The organism is Bacillus sp. BF2-3 (assembly GCF_008368795.1).
In the GTDB taxonomy this organism is placed as follows: Bacteria; Bacillota; Bacilli; order Bacillales; family Bacillaceae_G; genus Bacillus_A; species Bacillus_A cereus.
Window position 1 is genome coordinate 242,420 of sequence record NZ_QOSA01000001.1, and the last position, 20,303, is coordinate 262,722.

Consider the following 20,303-nt stretch of genomic DNA (forward strand, 5'->3'; position numbering starts at 1 on the left):
TCCTCCTTTAATATATGTGGAATGAATTACTTATATTGTAACATGTTACTCACAAAGATATTATGACATTACTTTAGTAGTTTCTGGTTATTGTTGTAATTAGTTTATATAACCTCATCTTAAAATCTTATGCTAATATGAAATTAAGAAAAAAGAAGCAGAGGGATATAACATGAAGAATATTGGTTTAGTATTAGAGGGCGGAGGAATGAAAGGTTTATATACTGCAGGTGTACTCGAATATTTCATGGAAAAGAACTTATTCTTTCCGTATGTAGTCGGCGTATCAGCTGGAGCCTGTATGGGAGCAACCTATTTGTCACGTCAAAAAGGTAGAAATAAGAAAGTAAATACAGAGCTAGTATCAGATTACAGGTATATATCTTATCGAAACTTAATTCGAAAACGTGAATTATTCGGAATGGATTTTTTATTTGATGAAGTACCTAATAAAATTGTACCATTTGATTTTCAAACTTTCTTAAAATGTAATGAACAGTTTGTCATAGGGACGACTGATTGCGAATCAGGACAAGCCATTTATTATAATAAAGCAGAACATGGAAATGATATTTTAAAAATCATTCGCGCCTCAAGCTCTGTACCGTTTATAGCACCTGCTGTAGAATATAATAATCGAAAATTATTAGATGGAGGGATTATAGACCCTATACCAGTTTTGAAAGCCCAAAAGGATGGTTATGAAAAGAACGTTGTCATTATGACAAAGCCAGAAGGATATGAGAAGCAGCGAAATAAATTTTCAGGCCTGGCTAAAATTTTATATAGAAAATATCCGAAAATCGCAGAGAATTTAGTAGACCATTATCGTTTTTATAATGAGACGATATCTTATATGAATCGAGAAGAACAAAAAGATAATTTTTATGTAATTCAACCAAGTGTACAGCTTCCTATAAGCGGAATAGAAAGAAATAAGGAAAAGCTCGTTAATCTATATAATCTTGGGTATATCGATGCTCAATATCATTATGAAAACTTATTAAATTGGATAGATAAATAAAGGGGTGGAAAGTTGAAGTTAGGAAAACGAATTATTTTTAAGGAATTGCAGAAAATGCATAGTCCACTTCATAAACCGTTTCCTTATCGTGCTACAGCAAAATTGCAGCGAGACTTAAAAAGTAAATTTACCGAAGATGACTGTATAAACGCTGATTTTAATCATTATTGGATGCATACAGCAGCTACTTTAAATTCTATACTAAATGGAAACGAACAGAACATTACGTTTCAACAAATAAAGTGGTTAAGAAAATCGTTTTTTGAGTGGTTTCCGCAATATCGTTTTCTAGAAACAGAAATTGTGAATTATCCCATTTTGTATAGAGATTTCATAAGTTATGAGAAGACCAGGAAGCTATTACTTTATTACCTTATTGAATAAAAGCGAAAACGTACAGGTTACATTACTTGTACGTTTTTTTGTTCATAAAACATTCAATATTAACAACTAGTTTATATAGGAATTCTAATGAGAAGAAAGAAGTAAAGATAATAGAATGATACAGGGGAGGAGAGAGGAATAGCTGTTTTACTTTAAGTTATTGTCCAACTCGAATACAGTTAGTTATTTATGTTAAAATATTTCGAGTGAAATCAAGCTTTTAAGGATTTCATTAAACATTAAACAAAACAAGTTAGCAACGTAGAAGGGATAACATTAACATGAAAAACGTATCAAATATAGATAAAGTAGAATCAATAAAATCTTTACAGTCAACAATTAGTAAACTTGAAAATGCCTTATCACAGATGACTCAAAAAGGATCAAATACTACTTTAGTGAAAAAAAGACTCAAAGTAGCTAGTATCGGCTTAGCTATGTTAGAAAGTGTTTGGAAGCAAGAAACTCATCATTATACTCAGGAAGATTTAGCAGAAGCTCGTAATGTTCTAATTGGTTTGCTTCCATCAATTGAAAAGATTTACGTTAAGTCAAAGCTTGGGAGTCCTCAAAGAACGCTTTTAGAAAGAAGAATAAAATCATTAGAACTTTCTATTCAGGCAATTGATTATTTTTCTAATAAATAACTTCGCTAAACAAATAACTTACGACTACTTTTATATAGGGATTCTAATGAAAAAAACTACATATAGAATACTACAAAGGAGGAAGAGAGGTGACTACAATAATCAGTCCTAAGTTAGAGAAGCTTAAAAATCAATTAAAGAATGGAAACGAAAAAGCTCTTTATACTTTTTTGCATGAAATAAAGTCAAATCACACGCCACTAATAGAACAATGCCCTGCAGATAATCAGTATAAGCTTATAACGTATATATGGTTAGGGGATCAAAACACTGAAAACGTTTATGTATTCGGTAGTTTTCCTGGTTGGGATTTGTCTGTAAATCAATTACAACGATTGTTACAGACAGATATTTGGTATGTTACGTTTAGAACAAATAAGAGTTTTATTTCAACTTATTATTTTACAGTAAATGATTTTTTCGAAAATAATTGGATAAAGCGTAGTGAACAGTATCGATTAGACCCATTTAATAAAAATACATTTGGAGAAGGTACCAATAAAGCGTCTGTGTTAAAAATAAGTATGGACATGCAGTATAGCAGTCGTTTCCCTTCAAATCATTATCCATCTGGGAGAATTGAAACATATTCTTTTCATAGTTCGATTTTAAATAACACACGTAAAATTCATATTTATACGCCTCATGATTATTCTCACACTCCACATCTTCAAGAACTTCTCATTGTATTTGATGGGAATTCATTCAGAGCCTTTCAATTGAAAAAACACTTAATTATTTAATTTACGAAAAAGAAATCCCATCTTGCATTGCTGTTGCTATAGATCCTGTCGATCGATTAGAAGAGCTAACTTATAACGATAAAATGAATGCATTTTTAACGAAGGAATTACTTCCGTGGATTCAAGCTAAGTATCACGTTTATCAAGAAAAGAATCATACAACAATTGCTGGTTTCAGTCTTGGTGGCTTAGCAGCTTTTTATGCAGCACTTCAAAATCCACATATTTTCGGAAATGTGTTGTCAATGTCTGGATCCGTACATTGGAAAAAGGATAATTATGAAAATACAATTCCTTGGATTGAAAATCAAATTTCATCAATAAATTCTAATGCGACTCATCTACATTCTTACATAGCAGTAGGCGAACTCGAAAACGAACCTCTTTTAACGGCTATATAAAGCTTTAGAAGCAAAGAAATACCAAACCACTTACGAAGAGTTTCAAGGTGGACATGATAGCGTATGGTGGCGAGAAAAGCTATTCGATGGATTAAGGGCATTAGAATTTACAAAAACGACATTAGAAAATAAAAAGGAGAGAGAATCTATGAATCAAGAAGAACTAGATAAAAAACTAAAAAAACAAGAGATTTTAGTAAAAGATGAGAAAGTTTGGTCTTATACGTATGAGGATCATATTAGTTCTATCGTTAAACAAGCAGAACAGAAAGGAGCTTTTGATCATTTACCTGGTAAAGGGAAACCTCTTAATCTTGATAAAGATCTTTCGTACAATCCTGAAAAGCAACTTTATAGAACTTTAGCAAATAATCACGTTTTACCTAGGTGGATTGAGCTTTCAAAAGAAATTGATGATTTAAAAGAAAAGCTAAAAGAAAATACAAATACTGCAGAAGCAGCGGATTTAATTCGAACTATTAATAAAAAGGTATTAGAACATAATCTACTTTGTCCACCAAGCGCGCAAAAAATGAGGGTGAAAATGGATTTTTAACGATTTTCAATTAAGCTATCGCTTACTATATAATTAAGTTAGGCATTTTCAATTCATTACTAAAAGGAGGCAAATATAGTGAAGAATACGTATCAACTTCAAATTCCGAAAGAACTAGAACAGTATCGTAGTATTTTAGAAGAAAGTGTGAAACCGTATGTTAAAGTGTCTGGAACATTAGCAGAGACAACGCTTTTTGAAAGTAAGTTTGGTGGATATCCGTATTTACCTATAGATCAAGAGCATCCTAAAGACTCAAACGGACAACCTATGATGCTACTTGCGCAGTTAAACCTTGAAGAAATACCAAACATTGAACATATGCCTCAACATGGAATGTTACAGTTTTTCATAAGTGCTGAAGAAGATCTTTTTGGAGCAGATTTTGATCATCCCACAACCCAAAAAGACTTTCGAATTGTTTATCATTCTACAATCACAGCGGATTTAACTAAGGTGATTACTGATTTTAGTTATTTAAACACTTTAGATTTAGAGAATTTTATCATACCCAAAGCAGCAAAACTAAAGTTTGAGTTGGCATATCAACCAGTAACACCAAGAGATTATCGATTTGAAATGATTTTTAATGATAACATTGATTGGGAAGAAATTGTTGATGAAGAAAATAATACAGAATTAGGCGAACTGTATGATGATTTATGTAAGGATCAAGGACATAAAATTGGTGGTTATCCATTTTTCACACAGACAGATCCAAGGGAATGGGAAGAAAAATACCAGCAACATGACATATTATTGATGCAAATCGATACAGACGATTCATTAAATATTATGTGGGGTGATTCTGGGGTTGCTAATTTCTTTATACGTAAGGAAGATTTGTTAAATCTAGATTTTTCCAATGTCATTTACAATTGGGATTGTTACTAGAAGATATAAATAAAATAATAGCAAACAAAAAATCTTCCTGAAGGTGAGGAGGATTTTTTTATGTTAAAAATAAGCGTTATGTTAACTAGAATAAAAAACAATGAGTGTAATGAAAGTCAAGTCTAAATGACAGAAATAACAACAAATAATGTAAAGTTGTAAAACATGTGCAAATAGCAATTAATTCATTAAGTAAAACATAAAATAGAATTACTAATTTATATTTTGTATAGAAATAATTTTTCTGTATAAAAATTTCTTGCCAATCAAAAATGTTTTTAATTCGTTAAATCTTAAGCGATTATTGATTAAGATTTGCTGTGATGAATTTATAACAAATAAAAACGATAAAAACTGAAGAAATTTGTTTAGATAAGATTTAATGTAAATCTCACCAAAAATCTCCGTTTCGTCTCATTAAGTATAGTTTACTTGGGTTTTGATACCTGGTATTGCTTTGTTTCTACAACTGCCTATAATATATATTATGTTAACTAACTTTAAATAATAAACTTATTATAGGTAAGTTAGTTTTTGTGATTAGCCTCCCCTCGTTCTTTTTAATCATTCTGTGTGATGGATTGTTTAGTTATTTGTTTTATAAGTTGTTGATGAAAATGTCTCCAGATATAAATTATATTTAAGACAATAAAAAATGCAATTCGTTTAATGTGTTCAGTTAAAACGAATTGCATTGATATGATTCATAATAAGTTTTTAAAATTAGTTTGCTACAGCAATTGCTTCGATTTCAATTAAAAAGTTATCGTTAATTAACTTTCTAACTTCTACAGCTGAACTTGCTGGTGGATTTTTAGTATCAATGTATTGATCTCGTATATCTCTAACAGTGGCCATTTGAGAAATATCTGTTAGGAAAAATGTTAATTTTACTACATCATTAAATCTTAATTCCGAAGTTTCTAATGCACTTTTAATATTTTCGAAAACTTGTCGCGTTTGTGTAGCTAAATCACCAATGCCAACTATTTGACCATCAGTGTTAATCGCTACTTGTCCAGATATGTAAATTGTTCGTTTAGCGTTACTAACTTCCACTACATGTGAATATCCAGAAGTTGGTGGCATCGTTTCTGGATTGATAAATTTCTTTTGCAAGGTGTCTCTCTCCTTTTTTATCAAGACAATTGTAAAATCTATGTATTTACTATATTCAATCAATAAAATTAAGAATCCTTTATGATTTAAAAATAAAAAACCTTAGAATAGCTATCTTCATACCTATTCTAAGGTTTTTTAGGATTTTATATTTAGTTATCGCTAGTGGACATTGTTAAATTAATCTTTTCATAATCTCTTTTAAATTGATTATCATTTTTTAGCCAACGTTTGAAAGCCGATTCGCTTATTTCTAAATTTGAACAAGTTATAGCATTACATTTATTTTTCATATATTCTTCAAGGAAACTTTGTTTTCTTTGCTTAACAGCAGTTTGAGTTTGTTTTAATTTTCGATCTTGTAATTGATCTAAACTCAGACTTTCTTTCTGAAACACTTCATATTTTCTATGCAAATAAATATCTTTGTCTTTATAAATCCAATTTGAAAATAGTTGTATTGATTTTCTTCCAGATAAAATAACACGATAATGTTTGTTTTGATTTAGTAAATCGGCTCGTAAATTGCGATTTTGAAGAATTTGATGTAAAGAATTCATAAAGTTATATGATCCACCTACGAAATTAACTGTATAAGTTTCATACTTGACGTAACCATCCCCATCAAAATATCCACGAACAAAATGATGTAAATATTCTTCTGGTACTAAAGGAAATTCAATGTTAAAAGATTTACATGGCATGATTCCGTGAATATTCATTAGATCGTCTTTTATTACTTTACTATTAATGTTTAGCATATATACGCCTGTTTTTTTGTTTTGATAAAGTGGCTGGTTTGTTTTTAGTTCTTTTTTTATATCTTCTAAAATATAACTTTCTTTTTGAGATATACTGACACATTGATTTTCTTTCTGTATAACACCATCTGCTGCTATAAACCCTAAAATATAAGCCATATTGTTTGACCACGTTTTAAAATAATCTTCTGTTATGTCATACTTTCTCTTCCAACTCCCTATAGCGCGTCTTGGTACGTTATTGTCTGATAAAACCATACGAATATACCTTGCAGACACATTAGCAAGCATGGCGATTTCTGAGGTGCTCTTCCCTTCAGTATACAAATGCATGATTTCAGATTTTGATAGTTTACATTTTGATTTCTTTTTTCGCTCTATGTGCACTTACATCCTCTCCTTCCTTTCTTTTATTAGAGACATATTTTCTTCTATAACATACAACGAAACGTATGTTCTTTGTTGCGTATAAGAAGGAATTTACTAAATAAAAACAATTTACATGTACTTAATATTTGTTTTAGCTGCCACTGTGCAATTTGTACTTTATAGATACAAATAATGAATTTGACGAATTTATGAAATACAAGGCAATTTAGATGAAAGGTAAAATAATATAGTTTAAACTACAAATAGCTACAATAACAACATACATAAATTGTTAATCGTAAAAAGGAGAACGAATGAATAAGAAATATACAAATCAAATTCATACTGATATGAGTTTTAAACCGAAAGATATTATAAGTTTAATGACGGATTACTTTAAAATAAAATCAAAGCTGCGTCCTATAAAGGATTTGCCTATCGTTTTATCAAATAAAGATAATGAATCGTTAGAGAGTGTTACATGGTTTGGCCATTCTGCTTCTCTTTTGAAAATAGAAGGTAAAAAACTATTATTAGACCCTATGTTTGGAGATGCCTCTTCCCCATTTCCTTTGTTTAATAGTACACGCTATAGTGGTACTTTTTCTTTAGAACGTGATGACCTTCAAGAAATTGATGCGATTATCATTTCTCATAATCACTATGATCATTTGAATTACAAAAGTATTATGCAGTTAAAAGATCGCGCAAAGCACTTTTATGTTCCAACTGGAGTTGCACAATATCTTATTAAATGGGGTGTTTCGCCTAGTAAAATTAGTGAACATAATTGGTGGGACGAAATTACGTTTGATAATATTAAGTTAGTATGTGCGCCTGCAAGGCATTTCTCGGGACGTGGTATGACAGATAGAGATCGTTCATTATGGTGTTCATGGCTTATTCTTGGTCAAGAGACTAAAATTTTCTTTAGTGGTGATAGCGGTTATGCCCCTCACTTTAAGGAAATTGGTGATAAATACGGTCCATTCGATCTTACATTAATGGAATGCGGGCAATATGATCCGAGGTGGTCTGCTATTCATATGTTGCCTGAAGAAACGGTACAAGCTCATATTGATGTTAAAGGAGAATTACTTCTTCCGATTCATTGGGGTGCCTTTACGTTAGCATTACACGAATGGAGTGACCCGATAGAACGTGTTACGAAAGAAGCTAACCGTTTAGGAGTTAAAATTACAACGCCTCAAATTGGTGAATCTATTACGTTAAAATCTACAAATTATCCTTCATCCGCTTGGTGGAAGGAAATTTAATTTTAAAATATAAAAAGAGCGAATCCTCTTATAAAGAATTCGCTCTTTTTTCTGTATTTAAACTTATTTCACAATATTGGATTTCCCACTATCTAAAACTCTATTTGCTGGTACACTGGACATTTCAACCACTGTATTCATACTCTTATCAGTCAGTTCAATGAGTTCGGTTTCATGTTTTATTTTATTTAAATCCCACACCATCCCATGAAATTCATTATGCTGACCACTTACCTGTATAATGCTTTTTGTTTTATTTGAAGGCTGTATTTGAAGATTTGTAAATTGATTCCCACTAATTTCATTTGGCGTAGTTACTTGACTATCCATATAAATCATATTTACACAGTCTTCTAAAGAAAAGTTCATAAAACGATTGGCATTTATCCAAGCTTGTCCGGTGCTCGGTTTTTTTGCTACTAATTTTAGTCCGGTTTCCATTCCTACAATTTTAATATTTTCGAAGTTAACAAACGAAATTTCATTTTCTTTTCCAGCAGAGTATAAAGAAATTCCGGTACCTTTATTCGTTTCCGTCCAATTAATAATATTTATATCTTTTATTTGTGTTTTGTTCCAAGTGTTATAATATTTATTTTTACCGTCTAAATAAATAACTTCAGAGTTAAATTTAGGATCGTCAATAGCTATATACGCTCCTTCAATGGATGCGTTGTTCTCCAGTTCTAGAACTCTAAAGTTTCCCTCAACTACAAATTGGGATCCATAACCAAATAATAATTTCACACCTTTTTTAACAATGATTGGTGACGTAATTTTATACTTCTTATCATCAAGTAATACCGTTTTAATTTTACTAGATTCTGCTTTATTAATAGCAGATTGTATTTTTATTGAATCATTTTCCCCTTTAAAGTTTTCTACATACAAGTTAGTACTTTTAGCTGCATAGTCTTTTTTGTTGTATTGATAAAAAGCAAAAGTAATTAAAACTATACCAATGAGTAAAACAATTATTTTCTTCATCATACTCACCCCATATCGATTAATCTATGGCTTTTATATTGAGGTTATTATTATTTTGCTTTGTATTTCAGATTATCATTGCTGCTTTGTCTATGATTGAATTATATTATGTAGGATTTAGTAAACTGTTTGCTTTACTAATACATCATTCTTATAATGTATTGATTTATGATTTCATAAATCAATAGTCTGCTTGTACATAATGTAATTCCTTCCTCTATCCCTAATACGCTCTTACTGGTGATATAAGATGTACTGCTGCAGATTGTTCTCCTGCTTCAATCAATATCGGTCTCATAGAACCGCCAAAGCTTAAAGTAATCGTTTCTTCTTTTATTGCTCGTAAAGCATCAACCATAAAACGCCCATCGAAAGATATATTTAATTGTTTTTCACCTTGAATCGCATCTATTTGTTGCGTTTCGGATATTTGCCCAATTTGAGAAGCATTTGAAGAAATTTTAATTGTAGATTCGTTTATGATTTCTAAGTTAACATTGTTATTGGCCCATTCACTTGCTAATAAACTTGATCGGTCTACACCTTGTAATATCTTTTTTCTATCTATGTTAATAATCGTTTTAAAGTCATTTGGAATAAGGTTAGAAATATTAGGATATTTCCCTTCAATTAGTCTTGAATATAATGTAGTTGTTCCAAACGTAAATATAATATGACTCTCTGAAAGGTAGATATATACGAATTTCGAATTGCTGTTCATTAATTTTAGAAGTTCATTAATGGTTGCGCTTGGTACAATACAATTTGCTTTTACATCTGAGGAAAGTCGCGTTTCACGTATCGCTAGTCTATGTGAGTCAGTTGCAGCACAAATAAACTTATTATTAGATAACTCTATATGCACCCCAGTAAGAACAGGTCTAGATTCATTTTTTGCTACCGCAAAGACTGTTTGTTTAAATACTTCAATCAATTGCTCTGTTTCTACTTTGATTTCTGCATGATTGTCTATAAGCGGTACATTCGGAAACTCATCTGCAGGAAATCCATTTAAACTTAATGTGATTTCTTCTGATTGTATCTTAATAATTTGCTCATTCTTACTTTTTATTGCTATATCACTTGGCATTTTCTTTATTATTTCAATAAAATACTTTGCAGGTACAACAATAGTTCCTGCCTTTAAAATAGTTGCAATCTTTTCGTCTTCAATTAAAACAGGAATGAATTTTTCAATAAAAATATTCGAGTTACTTGCAATTAAAGTAATTCCAGATTGATCTGCAGTTATTTTTATACCAGATAATATAGGAATTAAAGATTTTGTTGATATTGCTTTGTTGACTTCTGAAAGTGCTTGAGTGAATTGTTTGTGATTAACGATAAACTCCATTTTTTCCCCGCCTTACATGAGATAATATTTTTATGAAGATTGATGAACGATTGTTCCGTTAAAAAAATAAGGTACTGTTTCTTTCTTTTGTAATAAATCTAGTAAATGTTCTGGTATGCGTAAATATGGAGCTGCTATATGTAATTCCATCCAAGTAATCTCTTCAATTTCTTTCGGCCTTGATATATATGTCTCTCCGCCAATTATTTCACCTAGAAAATTAAAGAAAATTGCATGATGATCTCTTTCCTCGAAAAAGGCTTCGCTGATAGAACAAATCCCTTTTACGTTTATATGTAATCCTGTTTCTTCTTTTACTTCTCGAATTACTGCTTCTTCCAATGTTTCTCCTAATTTAACTGCGCCACCTGGTAATGTATAATAAGAACCATTTTCCCCTTTGTTTTTTACCATTAAAATCTTTTCATTAGTTTTATCGTACAAAATCGCGTATGTAACATTAACTTTTTTCATATGTACCTCCTCTATTTTTAATAAAAGGAATTTTCTGTCTTCTATTCATTCTACCATTAACTCCTTTTAATATATATAAGTTAGTTAAGTCTTGCCTTTACCACTATTAGTGGAGTTAATAAGAATAGGCTACTGATATAAAAAAAGAACGTACCTTAGGAAGATTATCCAAAGTACGTTCTTGCAGTTTTAGAATAAAGTATCTAAATTAATTAACCTACACCCTTTTTCAATTGCAAATTCTTCAATAAGTTTTATTAACTTGGTTCCATAACCTTCGTGTCTATATTCTTCAGAAACCCACAGGAAATCAACATGTACGTGGTGCCAAAATGTAATTGCAGTTATTCCACCTACAATTTTTCCCTTTTCATTTCTCACTATAAAACTAATTTTTTCTGAAGGCTTTTTCTCTTCATCTGAAATATGTTTTTGGTTATATTCAATTACTTTTTCTCTTATGTAATCACTATCTTCTTGGACCCATTGCTTTACTATTTTCATTTTAATTATCACGTTCCTTTTAAAGTATCTATTCAATTTAATAATCGTAATATCCTGTCTAACTTAATAGTCGTAGTGCACTGTTTCATTTCACTAAAATTTTAAAAAACCGTACTACATTTTATCTGTAGTATGGCTTTTTACCGCGTTTGATTCTTTTTAATTCAAGTTTCAACATATTAGTACAATAATTCAATTGTATCACTGCGAAAAAGAATGAACATTCCTAAACCAATTAGAACAATTGGAACAATAATATGACAATTGTTCTCAAGTACTTTAACTAGAATAGGAGTTCTTATCAATTTGTAGCTAATAAAACACCATATCGCTATCATGGAAAAAAAGATTATTAATGTAACGATATTTGCTTCCAAGGATTGACTAGCGAACATTGGTATATAAATTGAGATATTGTCAGCTCCATTAGCCAATGTAATCGTAGCTACTTTAAATAATGACTCAGAAGTGTTATCAATGACTTCATTACTTTTGTTAGAACGAATCGAGGCTTCTCAAATCATTTCATTTTAAATTAAATAACTCTATTCTCTCTATACTAAAAAGAGCCCTATATTAGGACTCTTTTTAGTATTACGCCACTTTCCGATGTAGATGTTTTAGTTCTTTTGTCTTCTCTGCAGTTGGTGGACGGATTAATATTGAAATAATGAAGGAAATAACACTTAAAACACCAATTATAATGAAAGTTGGTTGAAATCCTCCAAGTATCGCTCCAATGAATGATCCTGCAAGCGCACCAAATCCGAAACCTTGGTAGACAATCCCGTAATTTGTACTATGGTTTTTTAATCCAAAGAAATCTCCGACAATAGCTGGGAATATAGTTATATTACCGCCGAAGCAAAAGGCGACACTTGCTACACAAGCAAAATAGATTCCGTAATTTAGCGGAATAAAACTTAAAGTAAAGACTGACAAACCTATAATAATAAACGTTGCAGAGACAATTTTCATTCGGCCGATTTTATCTGATAACGTCCCAAGAATGATTCTACCTACTGTATTAAAGATCGCAATCATAGCAACGGCGTTTGCAGCGGTTGCTGCGCTAAGTCCAACGAGTTGTACACCGATATCTTTTACCATACTGATTAAATACAAACCACCCATACACGAGGTGAATAACATAAAAAATAGCAGATATACTTGTTTCGTTCGCATCATTTCACGCGGAGTATAGTCATTGTGTAATGTTTCAGTTACAGCATTACTTACAATTGCCTCGCGTAAGAAGAACGATCCGATTAACACTAAAAGTAACACGATAATACCCCAATATAAGAATGCTTGTGATACACCAAGGTTATCGATAAGATTTCCGTTTATATATCTAAAGATTAAGCTGCCCATTCCATACGCTGATACAGATATACCTGAAATAAGCCCTTTCCGATTTGGAAACCATTTAATTAAATTAGATAGTGATGTAATGTAAGCTGTTCCATCCGCATAACCAACAACGACACCAGCTAATAAATATAATAGTGGTAAAGAAGAAACTTGAGAACTAAGTATTAAGCCGAGTCCTAAAACAATTCCTGCAGTAGCAATAAGTTTCCGAAGTCCTAATTTTTTCTGTAACTTTGCTGCAAATAAAGTTGAGAATGATAAAGAAAAACTTGTTATAGAGAAAGTTATCGCTACTGCATTAAGATTCCATCCAAACTTACTTACAAGGGGTTGATTAAATAAACTCCATGTATAAATTGTTCCAAGTCCAATTTGAACAATGATTGTACCTAGAACAATTAGTAACGGATTTATAGAAGTTTGTTTCATGCTAACTGTCCCCTTCTTTTATCTTGACATGAATTTTCACAGTTAGTATATCCATCATAAATTGCAAGATACTGTACGGAAAATGGTAATTAAGTTCATATACACAAAAAGACACTTCATAAAGAAGTGCCTTTTGCAGGTTATATCAGATATTTCTAAAGAAAGCTTTGTTAAGATAAGACATTTTCAAATGCTTATGTATATATGTTATCAAATAATTTCTTAAATGTTATGAGACTTAAGACGTATTTTTCATTCATCATATAGTCGGATGAAAAATTAATATTCGATTTCATCAAAATCTTTCGGCTGCGGTACAGTTTGCATATTAGCTGCATCTTTAGGATCGCTATAAATTGCATTTTGCTCTGTATTTACATCTTTTATATTTTGCTTTTTATTTTTGTTCACTTTATCTTTCACTTCCAATCACTCCTTTTCGTTATAGGAGTAATTATGCCCTATTACCGTTACTAAATGTATCTGCGACTAAATTACTAAATTCACGTAAATAATATAAGTAATTATCACCACCGTAGTTATATCTTTTATTATACATTTTTGCAACAACTACATTATATTCAGGTATTACTAAAATGGTCGATCCAGTAATCCCTAATATTTGATACGACCCTTTTGGAACACGTTCACCAAGTTCGCTTAATTGCGCAGGCTCATTTTGGATGAACCAAAACAATCCATTTTGTGGTAGCTCTTTGTTTATATATGTTGGACTCTGCAAACTCGTAGCGATTTTTATAACTTCTTTTGGAACAATTTGTTTACCATCTATCCCACCTTGATTTAAATGAAGATTGCCCCACTGCGCAAATTCTCTAGCTGAGACAAACAAATTTTTTTCAGTACCGTCATCTACCGTACCAATTTCACTAATTGCGTCTTCATTTGGATTATTAACAACGTCAACTAAATTTTCATCTCGCTGAACTCTCCAACCTGTTTCTTGAAAATTAGCAGGCTTAAACACACGCTCCTTTAACAATTCAGGAAAACTTTTGTTATATAGCTGATAAATAAGACGTGTCATCATTCTTACATTAATATCTCTATACGCCCATGATTGCCCCGGTGCAAATTCACGAAAAATTGTCCTGTCATTCGTTTCTTCTAATCCATGCGAATGTGTTACTAAATGTCTTATCGTCGTTTTACTAAGCAATGCAGGATCAAAGTCTTTAAAATATTTTATCGCTTCATCATCAATAGAGTTTATTTTCCCCTCATAAAGCGCATACGCTATCATTAATCCTAAATAACTTTTTCTAGCAGAAGCAACGTTAAATTGTGAAGATGCTGTTACTCTCTTGGTTGTAGATGTATTTGAGTGATAACCACTATAATGCTCTAGTACGATTTTATTATCTTTTATAATACAAAGTGCTGTAGCAGAACTATGATTTTTTTCTTTTATATCCTCTACCCAAGAAATCAACTTATCATATGTATACAAATAAATCCCCCTTAATACACATCAAAATTACAGCATGAAAGAAAAGTGCAAAATAGTTTTTACACCTTTCTTTCATATAAAATAACTTGAATTTTCTATACTTAAATAATCCACCAGTTCCAGCAATTAAAGCAACTGAAACATCCTGCGCATCCTATGCATCCGCCGCAACGACCTGCACAACCACCACATCTACCGCCACATCCACCGCAACGTCCACCACAACCGCCACATCCGCCGCAACGACGTGCATCGTCTTGAATGTAATAGTATGGATATTGACTTTGTTGTTGATCCCAATACACAACATTGCCAGTTTGATAATCATTAAGGTTTAATGATTGTAGTTCTTGTTGAAACTGATTCATTATGAAACCCTCCATTTATAAATGTAAATTCCGTCCAAATATTAAAGTTAATAAATTCTTTTAAACAAAGTAGAAACAAGACTATAGACTAAATGCGTACATCAACAAAATATGAACTTACACTAGGTGATGTACCTTGTTTTTCAGCCTATTTTCTTTATATTCATTCGATGGACGTATTTACTATAAATAAAGTGATTTAAAAATTACTAATCCAACAATTTAGTAGTTCATCACTTAACTTTCTTTCTAGTAATTCCTTCACTAAAGGCATTGGCATGATTTCATAATGATTTAAGGCTTCTTTATTATAATCTATCCAGTGAAATGCTAAATGAGACTCGCTAGATTTCGGTGTTAAGTCCGTATGTAAATCTTGTGACTCTACTTCAAAAATGTGGTTAATTTCATGATGAAGCACTTCTTTATCTTGCCATTGATTTTCTATGACGCCTAAAAATTGTTGTATACTACAGTTTACTCCAAGTTCTTCTCTTAACTCTCTTTTTAATGCATTCTCTGCTGATTCTCCAATTTCAACATGGCCACCAGGTAAAAAATAATGATGGCCGATATATTCAGCAACTAATAATTTTTCATCTTTTATCATGACTGCTCGTACAATATGATGAAATTTACTTTTCAATTGATATTCCTCCTAGTTATTTAATGTATAGTTTCTCAAAATAGTCATTTAGTATTGGTATAATATAAATCATAGGTGTTTCATACGGATGAATATCATTAATAACTTCAAGAGCATCTTTTACAAGTTCTCGTTTACACTTTATTTCAACTTTACATTCTTGTCCTTCGCATATTTGACCAATTTCTCCATTAAAAGGAGATGCCTCTTCTAAAGGTCTCCAATATCCTTTCACTGAACTATAGGAAAGACAATGGTCATATTCGCCCGTTTTACATGCTCCAATTTTATTTAATTCATCCCTTAATGTTTCAATATATTCTTCAGGAATGAACACTTCAATTTTCACTTCAGTAAATTGCATATTTCATTTCACACCTTTACTTCTTAATAGTTAAACAAATAAACGGTATACTTGCTCACCATCATACTCCTGTCCTAATGATATGAAACCATATCGTTCATATAATTTCTTTGCAGAGAGATTATCTTTATGTACGGTTAATCTTATTTCTTTACACGATTTAAAAGTATTTTTTATTATATCAATACTTTCTTGTAATGCTGCTTTTCCATAACCATTACCTTGTTGCGATTGATCAATAATAAATCCGTTAATCCAATACATATCCGATGTCTCTATTACAACAGCATGCATAACAAAACCAACCATAAGGTCCCCATCGTATATAGCGAATGGTATGTACTCTACATTGTCACCATCTGGTTTTATATATACTTTAGCAAGTGAAACTGCTACAGCGGGGACAAATTTTCTTTGATCTTCTTTAACTTGTAACTTTAATGCATCTTCCCAATTGTCTCTCGTAACAACCTTTAACTGGACATTCAATATTGTAAGCTCCTTTATCTAGAGGATGTATTTTTATATTCAACGCATTGAAATAATTCCCTTTTTCGACAGCAACTTATAACATAATTTTTATAAAATCTTGAATGAATTTTTCTGCATCTATTTCTAAAGCTATACGGGCTCCTTCAGATTTAGAGTTAGGGCGAAAATCAGCAAATGTTTGTCCTTTCGTATCTCCGTATGTATCTACATTTACTGTACGATGCACAAATTCAAAAAAACTTGGATTTACTAATCCGCTTATTGCAACCACATCATGTAGCAAAGGTCCTTCCATAGATGGATTAAGTTTTTGGTATGCGGATAGATAGTAGTCATACATTGGTTTCATTATCATATGAAATGGATTCTTTGCATTAGCTTGAATATAGTTAAATACATTTGGTGTTAACACAGCTTTGTTTGTTACATTTAAAGGGAATATGAATAAATTCTTTGCTTGATGGAAAACAATTTTACTTGCTATCGGATCTCCATACACGTTTGCCTCTGCTAATGGCGTAACGTTTCCTACTTCTAAAAAAACACCACCCATGAAATAGATTCCTTTTACATTTAGCATTAAATCATTCCATAAATTAAAAGCAATTGCTAACGAGGTAGATCTTCCTACATCAACAATCGTTAAATCTTTTCCGTACTTTATAAGAATCGCAGCAATACTGCCGAAATTATATATTGGAATAGATAATATATTTCCTGGAACATGGATGGGCCCTAATCCTTCTGCTCCGTGAATTTCAGGATAGTACGTAGTGATTTCTTCTGTCAGTGGTTTTGTTGCACCACTAATGACAGGAATGTCTTGTCTATTTGCTAACTGTAAAATATACGCTGCATTATGTGCAGCATGTATATGCTCAACATTTCCGTATCCGGTTACAATACCGACAATTTCAATTTCGGGATGCAGTAAACCATACATAATGGCAAATGAGTCATCAATACCTGGATCTCCGAAAAATAATACTTTTTCCAAGAAATACTCTCCCTTCATAAAAACATAGAGTCATCAATAACTATGTATATGAAAAAAGCAAGTATATCTATGCGAATTTTAGAATGGATAATGTTTTACAAAACATTAAAAAGGAACTAGCGAATGCTAATTCCTTTCTTCAGTAACCATTCTCAAATTTAATTAATTATCGTATCCTTCATAAATCGCATCATTTGTTAGATTTTGTGTTTTTTTATCATCAGGTACAGGCTTCCACCAATTTCCTGTAATAAATAACATAGTTAATAAATTATAACTATCACTAAAATAACTTTCTCTCTTATTCTTCATCCAATCCCAACCACTATTTACCCACTTTTGATTATTGCTACTCGTTATACTTGCAGCAATAAACGGTGAAACAAATACAGCAGTTGAATAACTACCAATATTGGATCCGTTTAATTGATAACCATCCACAATTTTAGAAGGATTTCCATTCGTTTTATTTTGAATCCATGAAGAGACTTTATCAGAAATGACTTTACTTCTTTTCTCGCCGTACATCGCATAGTCCATTACAATTCTCAATGGTACCCGACTAGCATTGTAATAATATGCATTTGTATATTCTGACTCATCTAAGAAGTCTTTAGGTGCGGGTTGTGGTGGGTTTTTTACAACGAAATCTGAAATAAGTCCTGTATTTGGAGAGTACTTATTACTAAATTGCGTATAAACATCGTACAAATTATTAATAACAGTAAGCCAAGTTTTATCACCTGTAAATTCATAAAATGCTCTAAGGTGTGACATCATCCAATCAGATGGTCTCGTATCAAGTGAACTTTTAGAATCCCAATCTCCTAAATTTAGTCGATTATTATTTGTAACATTACTAGCTTTAATACCTTTTGTAATCATGTCTTGTGCTTCTTTCAAATAATTAACTGTTCCATTAGATCCCCACTGCTTATGAGCAAGAAGAAGAGAATACGCAATATCTAAATCTCCATCAGTAGCAGAATCAAAATGACCTTGTGCTTTTTTACTATCTGCGACAACCCATCCCATTAAATTAGGATTTTGAGAACTTTTAAAAGTTCTTGCTGTTTTAAATAAACCGTCATAGATTTTTTGAGCATTCGAATCATAACCAGCCATTAATACTGTAATTATCATCCCATACCCTTGACCTTCTGAAGTTCCAAGTGGCTTAAACCCATCAGCATCACCTGTAATCTCTCCTTTTACATAATAACCACCAGGTAAAGAAGATAAATCATTTTTCAAATATTTCTTTTTCCAATTATCGTAGTAACTTCTTACAGAAGCATTTAAACTTTCCTGTGTAACATGATTCGGTTTTATAACACCTGCATAATTAACTTGCTGGGGAAATGGTTTCATTTCCTTTGCAGCAGCTACTTGTTGATTAACTACGGGAATAGAATTTTGTATTGAATTGTCCGTTACACTTGCTGCGAAACTAGAATTAGAAAAACTAGCTAGTCCGATTCCTACAATAGAAATACATGTAAAAATATTTCTTTTTCCATTCATTATGTTGTCAGCTCCTTTTAAAATGCTTACTACATAAAATGTAACATACAATATTTAACTGAAATACAAAATATTATATTTATCAACATAAGAAAGAAACTATATAAAAAAGTATCATAAAATTATTATTGAATTACATTATACGGATTGATTATTTGCTAAATTCCTATGTTTTTCTTTTCTTAATATTGGTATATGAGCAATCACAATTCCAAGTATAGTAATTCCTCCGCCAATTATCGAAACTAAAGTTGGCACTTCTCCTAACCATATCCAAGCAATGAAACACGCAGTTATTGGCGTTAAATATAGAGAACTTGTTGCTTCAGAAGCACCAGCACGAGATATAATATAGGCCAATGCAATATACGGGAGTACTGTTGGAAAGACACCTAAATATATAACGCTCAAGTTAACTTCAAGAGGAGCTGCTAGTATTTCTTGATAAACTCCGGGTAAGAAAATAAGCATACATACAGTACTAGACAAAATTGTATATATGGTAAATGGTAAGAAGCCGTATTTTTCTAAGTAAGATGTTTGGAAAACGAAAAATAGACTTTCTGAAATCGCCGCTAATAATATAAATAATCCCCCGCTATTCAATTGAATAGCATCGCCCTGGCTAAATGAAATTAAGGCAATTCCTGCAAAACTAATTACACCACCAAGCCAACCATTTAATTTCATTTTTTCATTCAAAAAAACAGAAGCAAGAATTGCCGTTACTATTGGAGTGACTGAAATTATTAAACTTGCAGATCCAGCATTTACTGTTTTTTCGCCGTAATTTAATGCGATGTGATAAATAGTAAACCCTAAAGCACCAAATATAAAAATTGCTGGGATATCCTTTAAATCCGGTAGTCGTAGTTTGTATATAAATGAAAATAACAAAAGTATAAATGAAGCGATTAATAAGCGTAGTAAAGTAAGGTGTTCAGGCGTATAAGATTCAAGCCCCATACGAATTGCTGGAAAAGCAGTTCCCCATATAAGAATTGTAAAAGCGTGAGCACATATAATGCGTAAATCCCATTTTTTATTATGCATATTTTTTCTCCTTCCCTAAAAAACCAACCAATTTTAAATTACCAATTATTTCTTTTCATCATATTTAATAGTTGATACAATGTCTTCAACC

Annotated in this window: 21 protein-coding genes and 2 pseudogenes; 6 read left to right on the forward strand and 17 right to left on the reverse strand. The window is 31.5% G+C overall.

What is annotated here, in order from left to right:
* Positions 1-172 precede the first annotated feature (172 nt).
* The 5 genes and pseudogenes from DN401_RS01310 (at position 173) to DN401_RS01335 (ending at position 4,649) form a co-directional block, all read left to right on the forward strand.
* Entirely contained in the window at positions 173-1,024 is an 852-nt protein-coding gene (locus DN401_RS01310) for a patatin-like phospholipase family protein (RefSeq protein ID WP_000789276.1), read from the forward strand.
* A gap of 12 nt (positions 1,025-1,036) precedes the next feature.
* Positions 1,037-1,408, forward strand: coding sequence for a YxiJ-like family protein (locus DN401_RS01315; RefSeq protein WP_000765935.1), 372 nt, complete (start codon positions 1,037-1,039; stop codon positions 1,406-1,408).
* Between the two features lie 281 nt (positions 1,409-1,689).
* The gene (locus tag DN401_RS01320) at positions 1,690-2,055 is read left to right on the forward strand and encodes a hypothetical protein (protein ID WP_000800308.1); all 366 of its coding nucleotides are present in this window, start codon (positions 1,690-1,692) and stop codon (positions 2,053-2,055) included.
* 89 nt (positions 2,056-2,144) lie between these two features.
* Positions 2,145-3,755: pseudogene (locus tag DN401_RS30435) on the forward strand (DnaJ family domain-containing protein).
* A gap of 78 nt (positions 3,756-3,833) precedes the next feature.
* A complete protein-coding gene (locus DN401_RS01335) occupies positions 3,834-4,649 on the forward strand; it encodes a YwqG family protein (protein WP_000799806.1) in 816 nt (271 codons plus the stop codon).
* Positions 4,650-5,372: 723 nt separating this feature from the next.
* On the opposite strand, the gene DN401_RS01340 is transcribed toward DN401_RS01335, so the two are convergent.
* Both DN401_RS01340 and DN401_RS01345 read right to left on the reverse strand, forming a co-directional pair.
* Positions 5,373-5,768 carry a RidA family protein gene (locus DN401_RS01340; RefSeq protein ID WP_001169716.1) on the reverse strand — a complete coding sequence of 132 codons (396 nt, stop codon included), beginning with the start codon at positions 5,766-5,768 and terminating at the stop codon, positions 5,373-5,375.
* Positions 5,769-5,920: 152 nt separating this feature from the next.
* On the reverse strand, positions 5,921-6,916 hold the full coding sequence (locus DN401_RS01345; RefSeq protein WP_000546829.1) for an LAGLIDADG family homing endonuclease: 996 nt from the start codon (positions 6,914-6,916) through the stop codon (positions 5,921-5,923).
* 296 nt (positions 6,917-7,212) lie between these two features.
* Between DN401_RS01345 and DN401_RS01350 the strand changes: the two genes are divergently transcribed.
* Positions 7,213-8,175, forward strand: a complete 963-nt coding sequence (locus tag DN401_RS01350) for an MBL fold metallo-hydrolase (RefSeq protein ID WP_001037068.1) — start codon at positions 7,213-7,215, stop codon at positions 8,173-8,175.
* Positions 8,176-8,238: 63 nt separating this feature from the next.
* Here DN401_RS01350 and DN401_RS01355 read toward each other — a convergent pair whose 3' ends face one another.
* The 15 genes and pseudogenes from DN401_RS01355 to DN401_RS01420 form a co-directional block, all read right to left on the reverse strand.
* A complete protein-coding gene (locus DN401_RS01355) occupies positions 8,239-9,162 on the reverse strand; it encodes a hypothetical protein (RefSeq protein ID WP_000721081.1) in 924 nt (307 codons plus the stop codon).
* 223 nt (positions 9,163-9,385) lie between these two features.
* A complete protein-coding gene (gene dnaN / locus DN401_RS01360) occupies positions 9,386-10,516 on the reverse strand; it encodes a DNA polymerase III subunit beta (protein ID WP_121868632.1) in 1,131 nt (376 codons plus the stop codon).
* A gap of 30 nt (positions 10,517-10,546) precedes the next feature.
* Positions 10,547-10,990 (reverse strand): NUDIX hydrolase, encoded by a 444-nt coding sequence (locus DN401_RS01365; protein WP_000757601.1) that lies wholly within the window; start codon positions 10,988-10,990, stop codon positions 10,547-10,549.
* 189 nt (positions 10,991-11,179) lie between these two features.
* A complete protein-coding gene (locus DN401_RS01370; RefSeq protein WP_075677086.1) occupies positions 11,180-11,494 on the reverse strand; it encodes a GNAT family N-acetyltransferase in 315 nt (104 codons plus the stop codon).
* A gap of 179 nt (positions 11,495-11,673) precedes the next feature.
* Positions 11,674-12,003, reverse strand: a pseudogene (locus DN401_RS01375) (cadmium resistance transporter); the annotation flags it as partial.
* Positions 12,004-12,088: 85 nt separating this feature from the next.
* A complete protein-coding gene (locus tag DN401_RS01380) occupies positions 12,089-13,297 on the reverse strand; it encodes an L-lactate MFS transporter (protein WP_000815119.1) in 1,209 nt (402 codons plus the stop codon).
* Positions 13,298-13,576: 279 nt separating this feature from the next.
* Positions 13,577-13,720 (reverse strand): hypothetical protein, encoded by a 144-nt coding sequence (locus DN401_RS29670; protein WP_000653680.1) that lies wholly within the window; start codon positions 13,718-13,720, stop codon positions 13,577-13,579.
* A gap of 31 nt (positions 13,721-13,751) precedes the next feature.
* Complete coding sequence (locus DN401_RS01385; RefSeq protein ID WP_000288895.1) at positions 13,752-14,768, reverse strand: serine hydrolase domain-containing protein; 1,017 nt, start codon at positions 14,766-14,768, stop codon at positions 13,752-13,754.
* Between the two features lie 101 nt (positions 14,769-14,869).
* Positions 14,870-15,136, reverse strand: coding sequence for a heterocycloanthracin/sonorensin family bacteriocin (locus DN401_RS01390; protein ID WP_001071389.1), 267 nt, complete (start codon positions 15,134-15,136; stop codon positions 14,870-14,872).
* A 199-nt stretch (positions 15,137-15,335) separates the two neighbouring features.
* Entirely contained in the window at positions 15,336-15,782 is a 447-nt protein-coding gene (locus DN401_RS01395; RefSeq protein ID WP_000836832.1) for an NUDIX domain-containing protein, read from the reverse strand.
* 16 nt (positions 15,783-15,798) lie between these two features.
* Positions 15,799-16,146: a divalent cation tolerance protein CutA gene (gene cutA, locus DN401_RS01400; RefSeq protein WP_001160791.1), complete on the reverse strand. Its 348-nt coding sequence runs from the start codon at positions 16,144-16,146 to the stop codon at positions 15,799-15,801.
* 30 nt (positions 16,147-16,176) lie between these two features.
* A complete protein-coding gene (locus tag DN401_RS01405) occupies positions 16,177-16,635 on the reverse strand; it encodes a GNAT family N-acetyltransferase (protein ID WP_001102671.1) in 459 nt (152 codons plus the stop codon).
* Between the two features lie 76 nt (positions 16,636-16,711).
* Entirely contained in the window at positions 16,712-17,635 is a 924-nt protein-coding gene (locus tag DN401_RS01410) for a nucleoside hydrolase (RefSeq protein WP_000416786.1), read from the reverse strand.
* 162 nt (positions 17,636-17,797) lie between these two features.
* Entirely contained in the window at positions 17,798-19,159 is a 1,362-nt protein-coding gene (locus DN401_RS01415; protein WP_121868630.1) for a family 8 glycosyl hydrolase, read from the reverse strand.
* A gap of 138 nt (positions 19,160-19,297) precedes the next feature.
* On the reverse strand, positions 19,298-20,212 hold the full coding sequence (locus DN401_RS01420) for a DMT family transporter (protein ID WP_000551622.1): 915 nt from the start codon (positions 20,210-20,212) through the stop codon (positions 19,298-19,300).
* Positions 20,213-20,303: the final 91 nt, after the last annotated feature.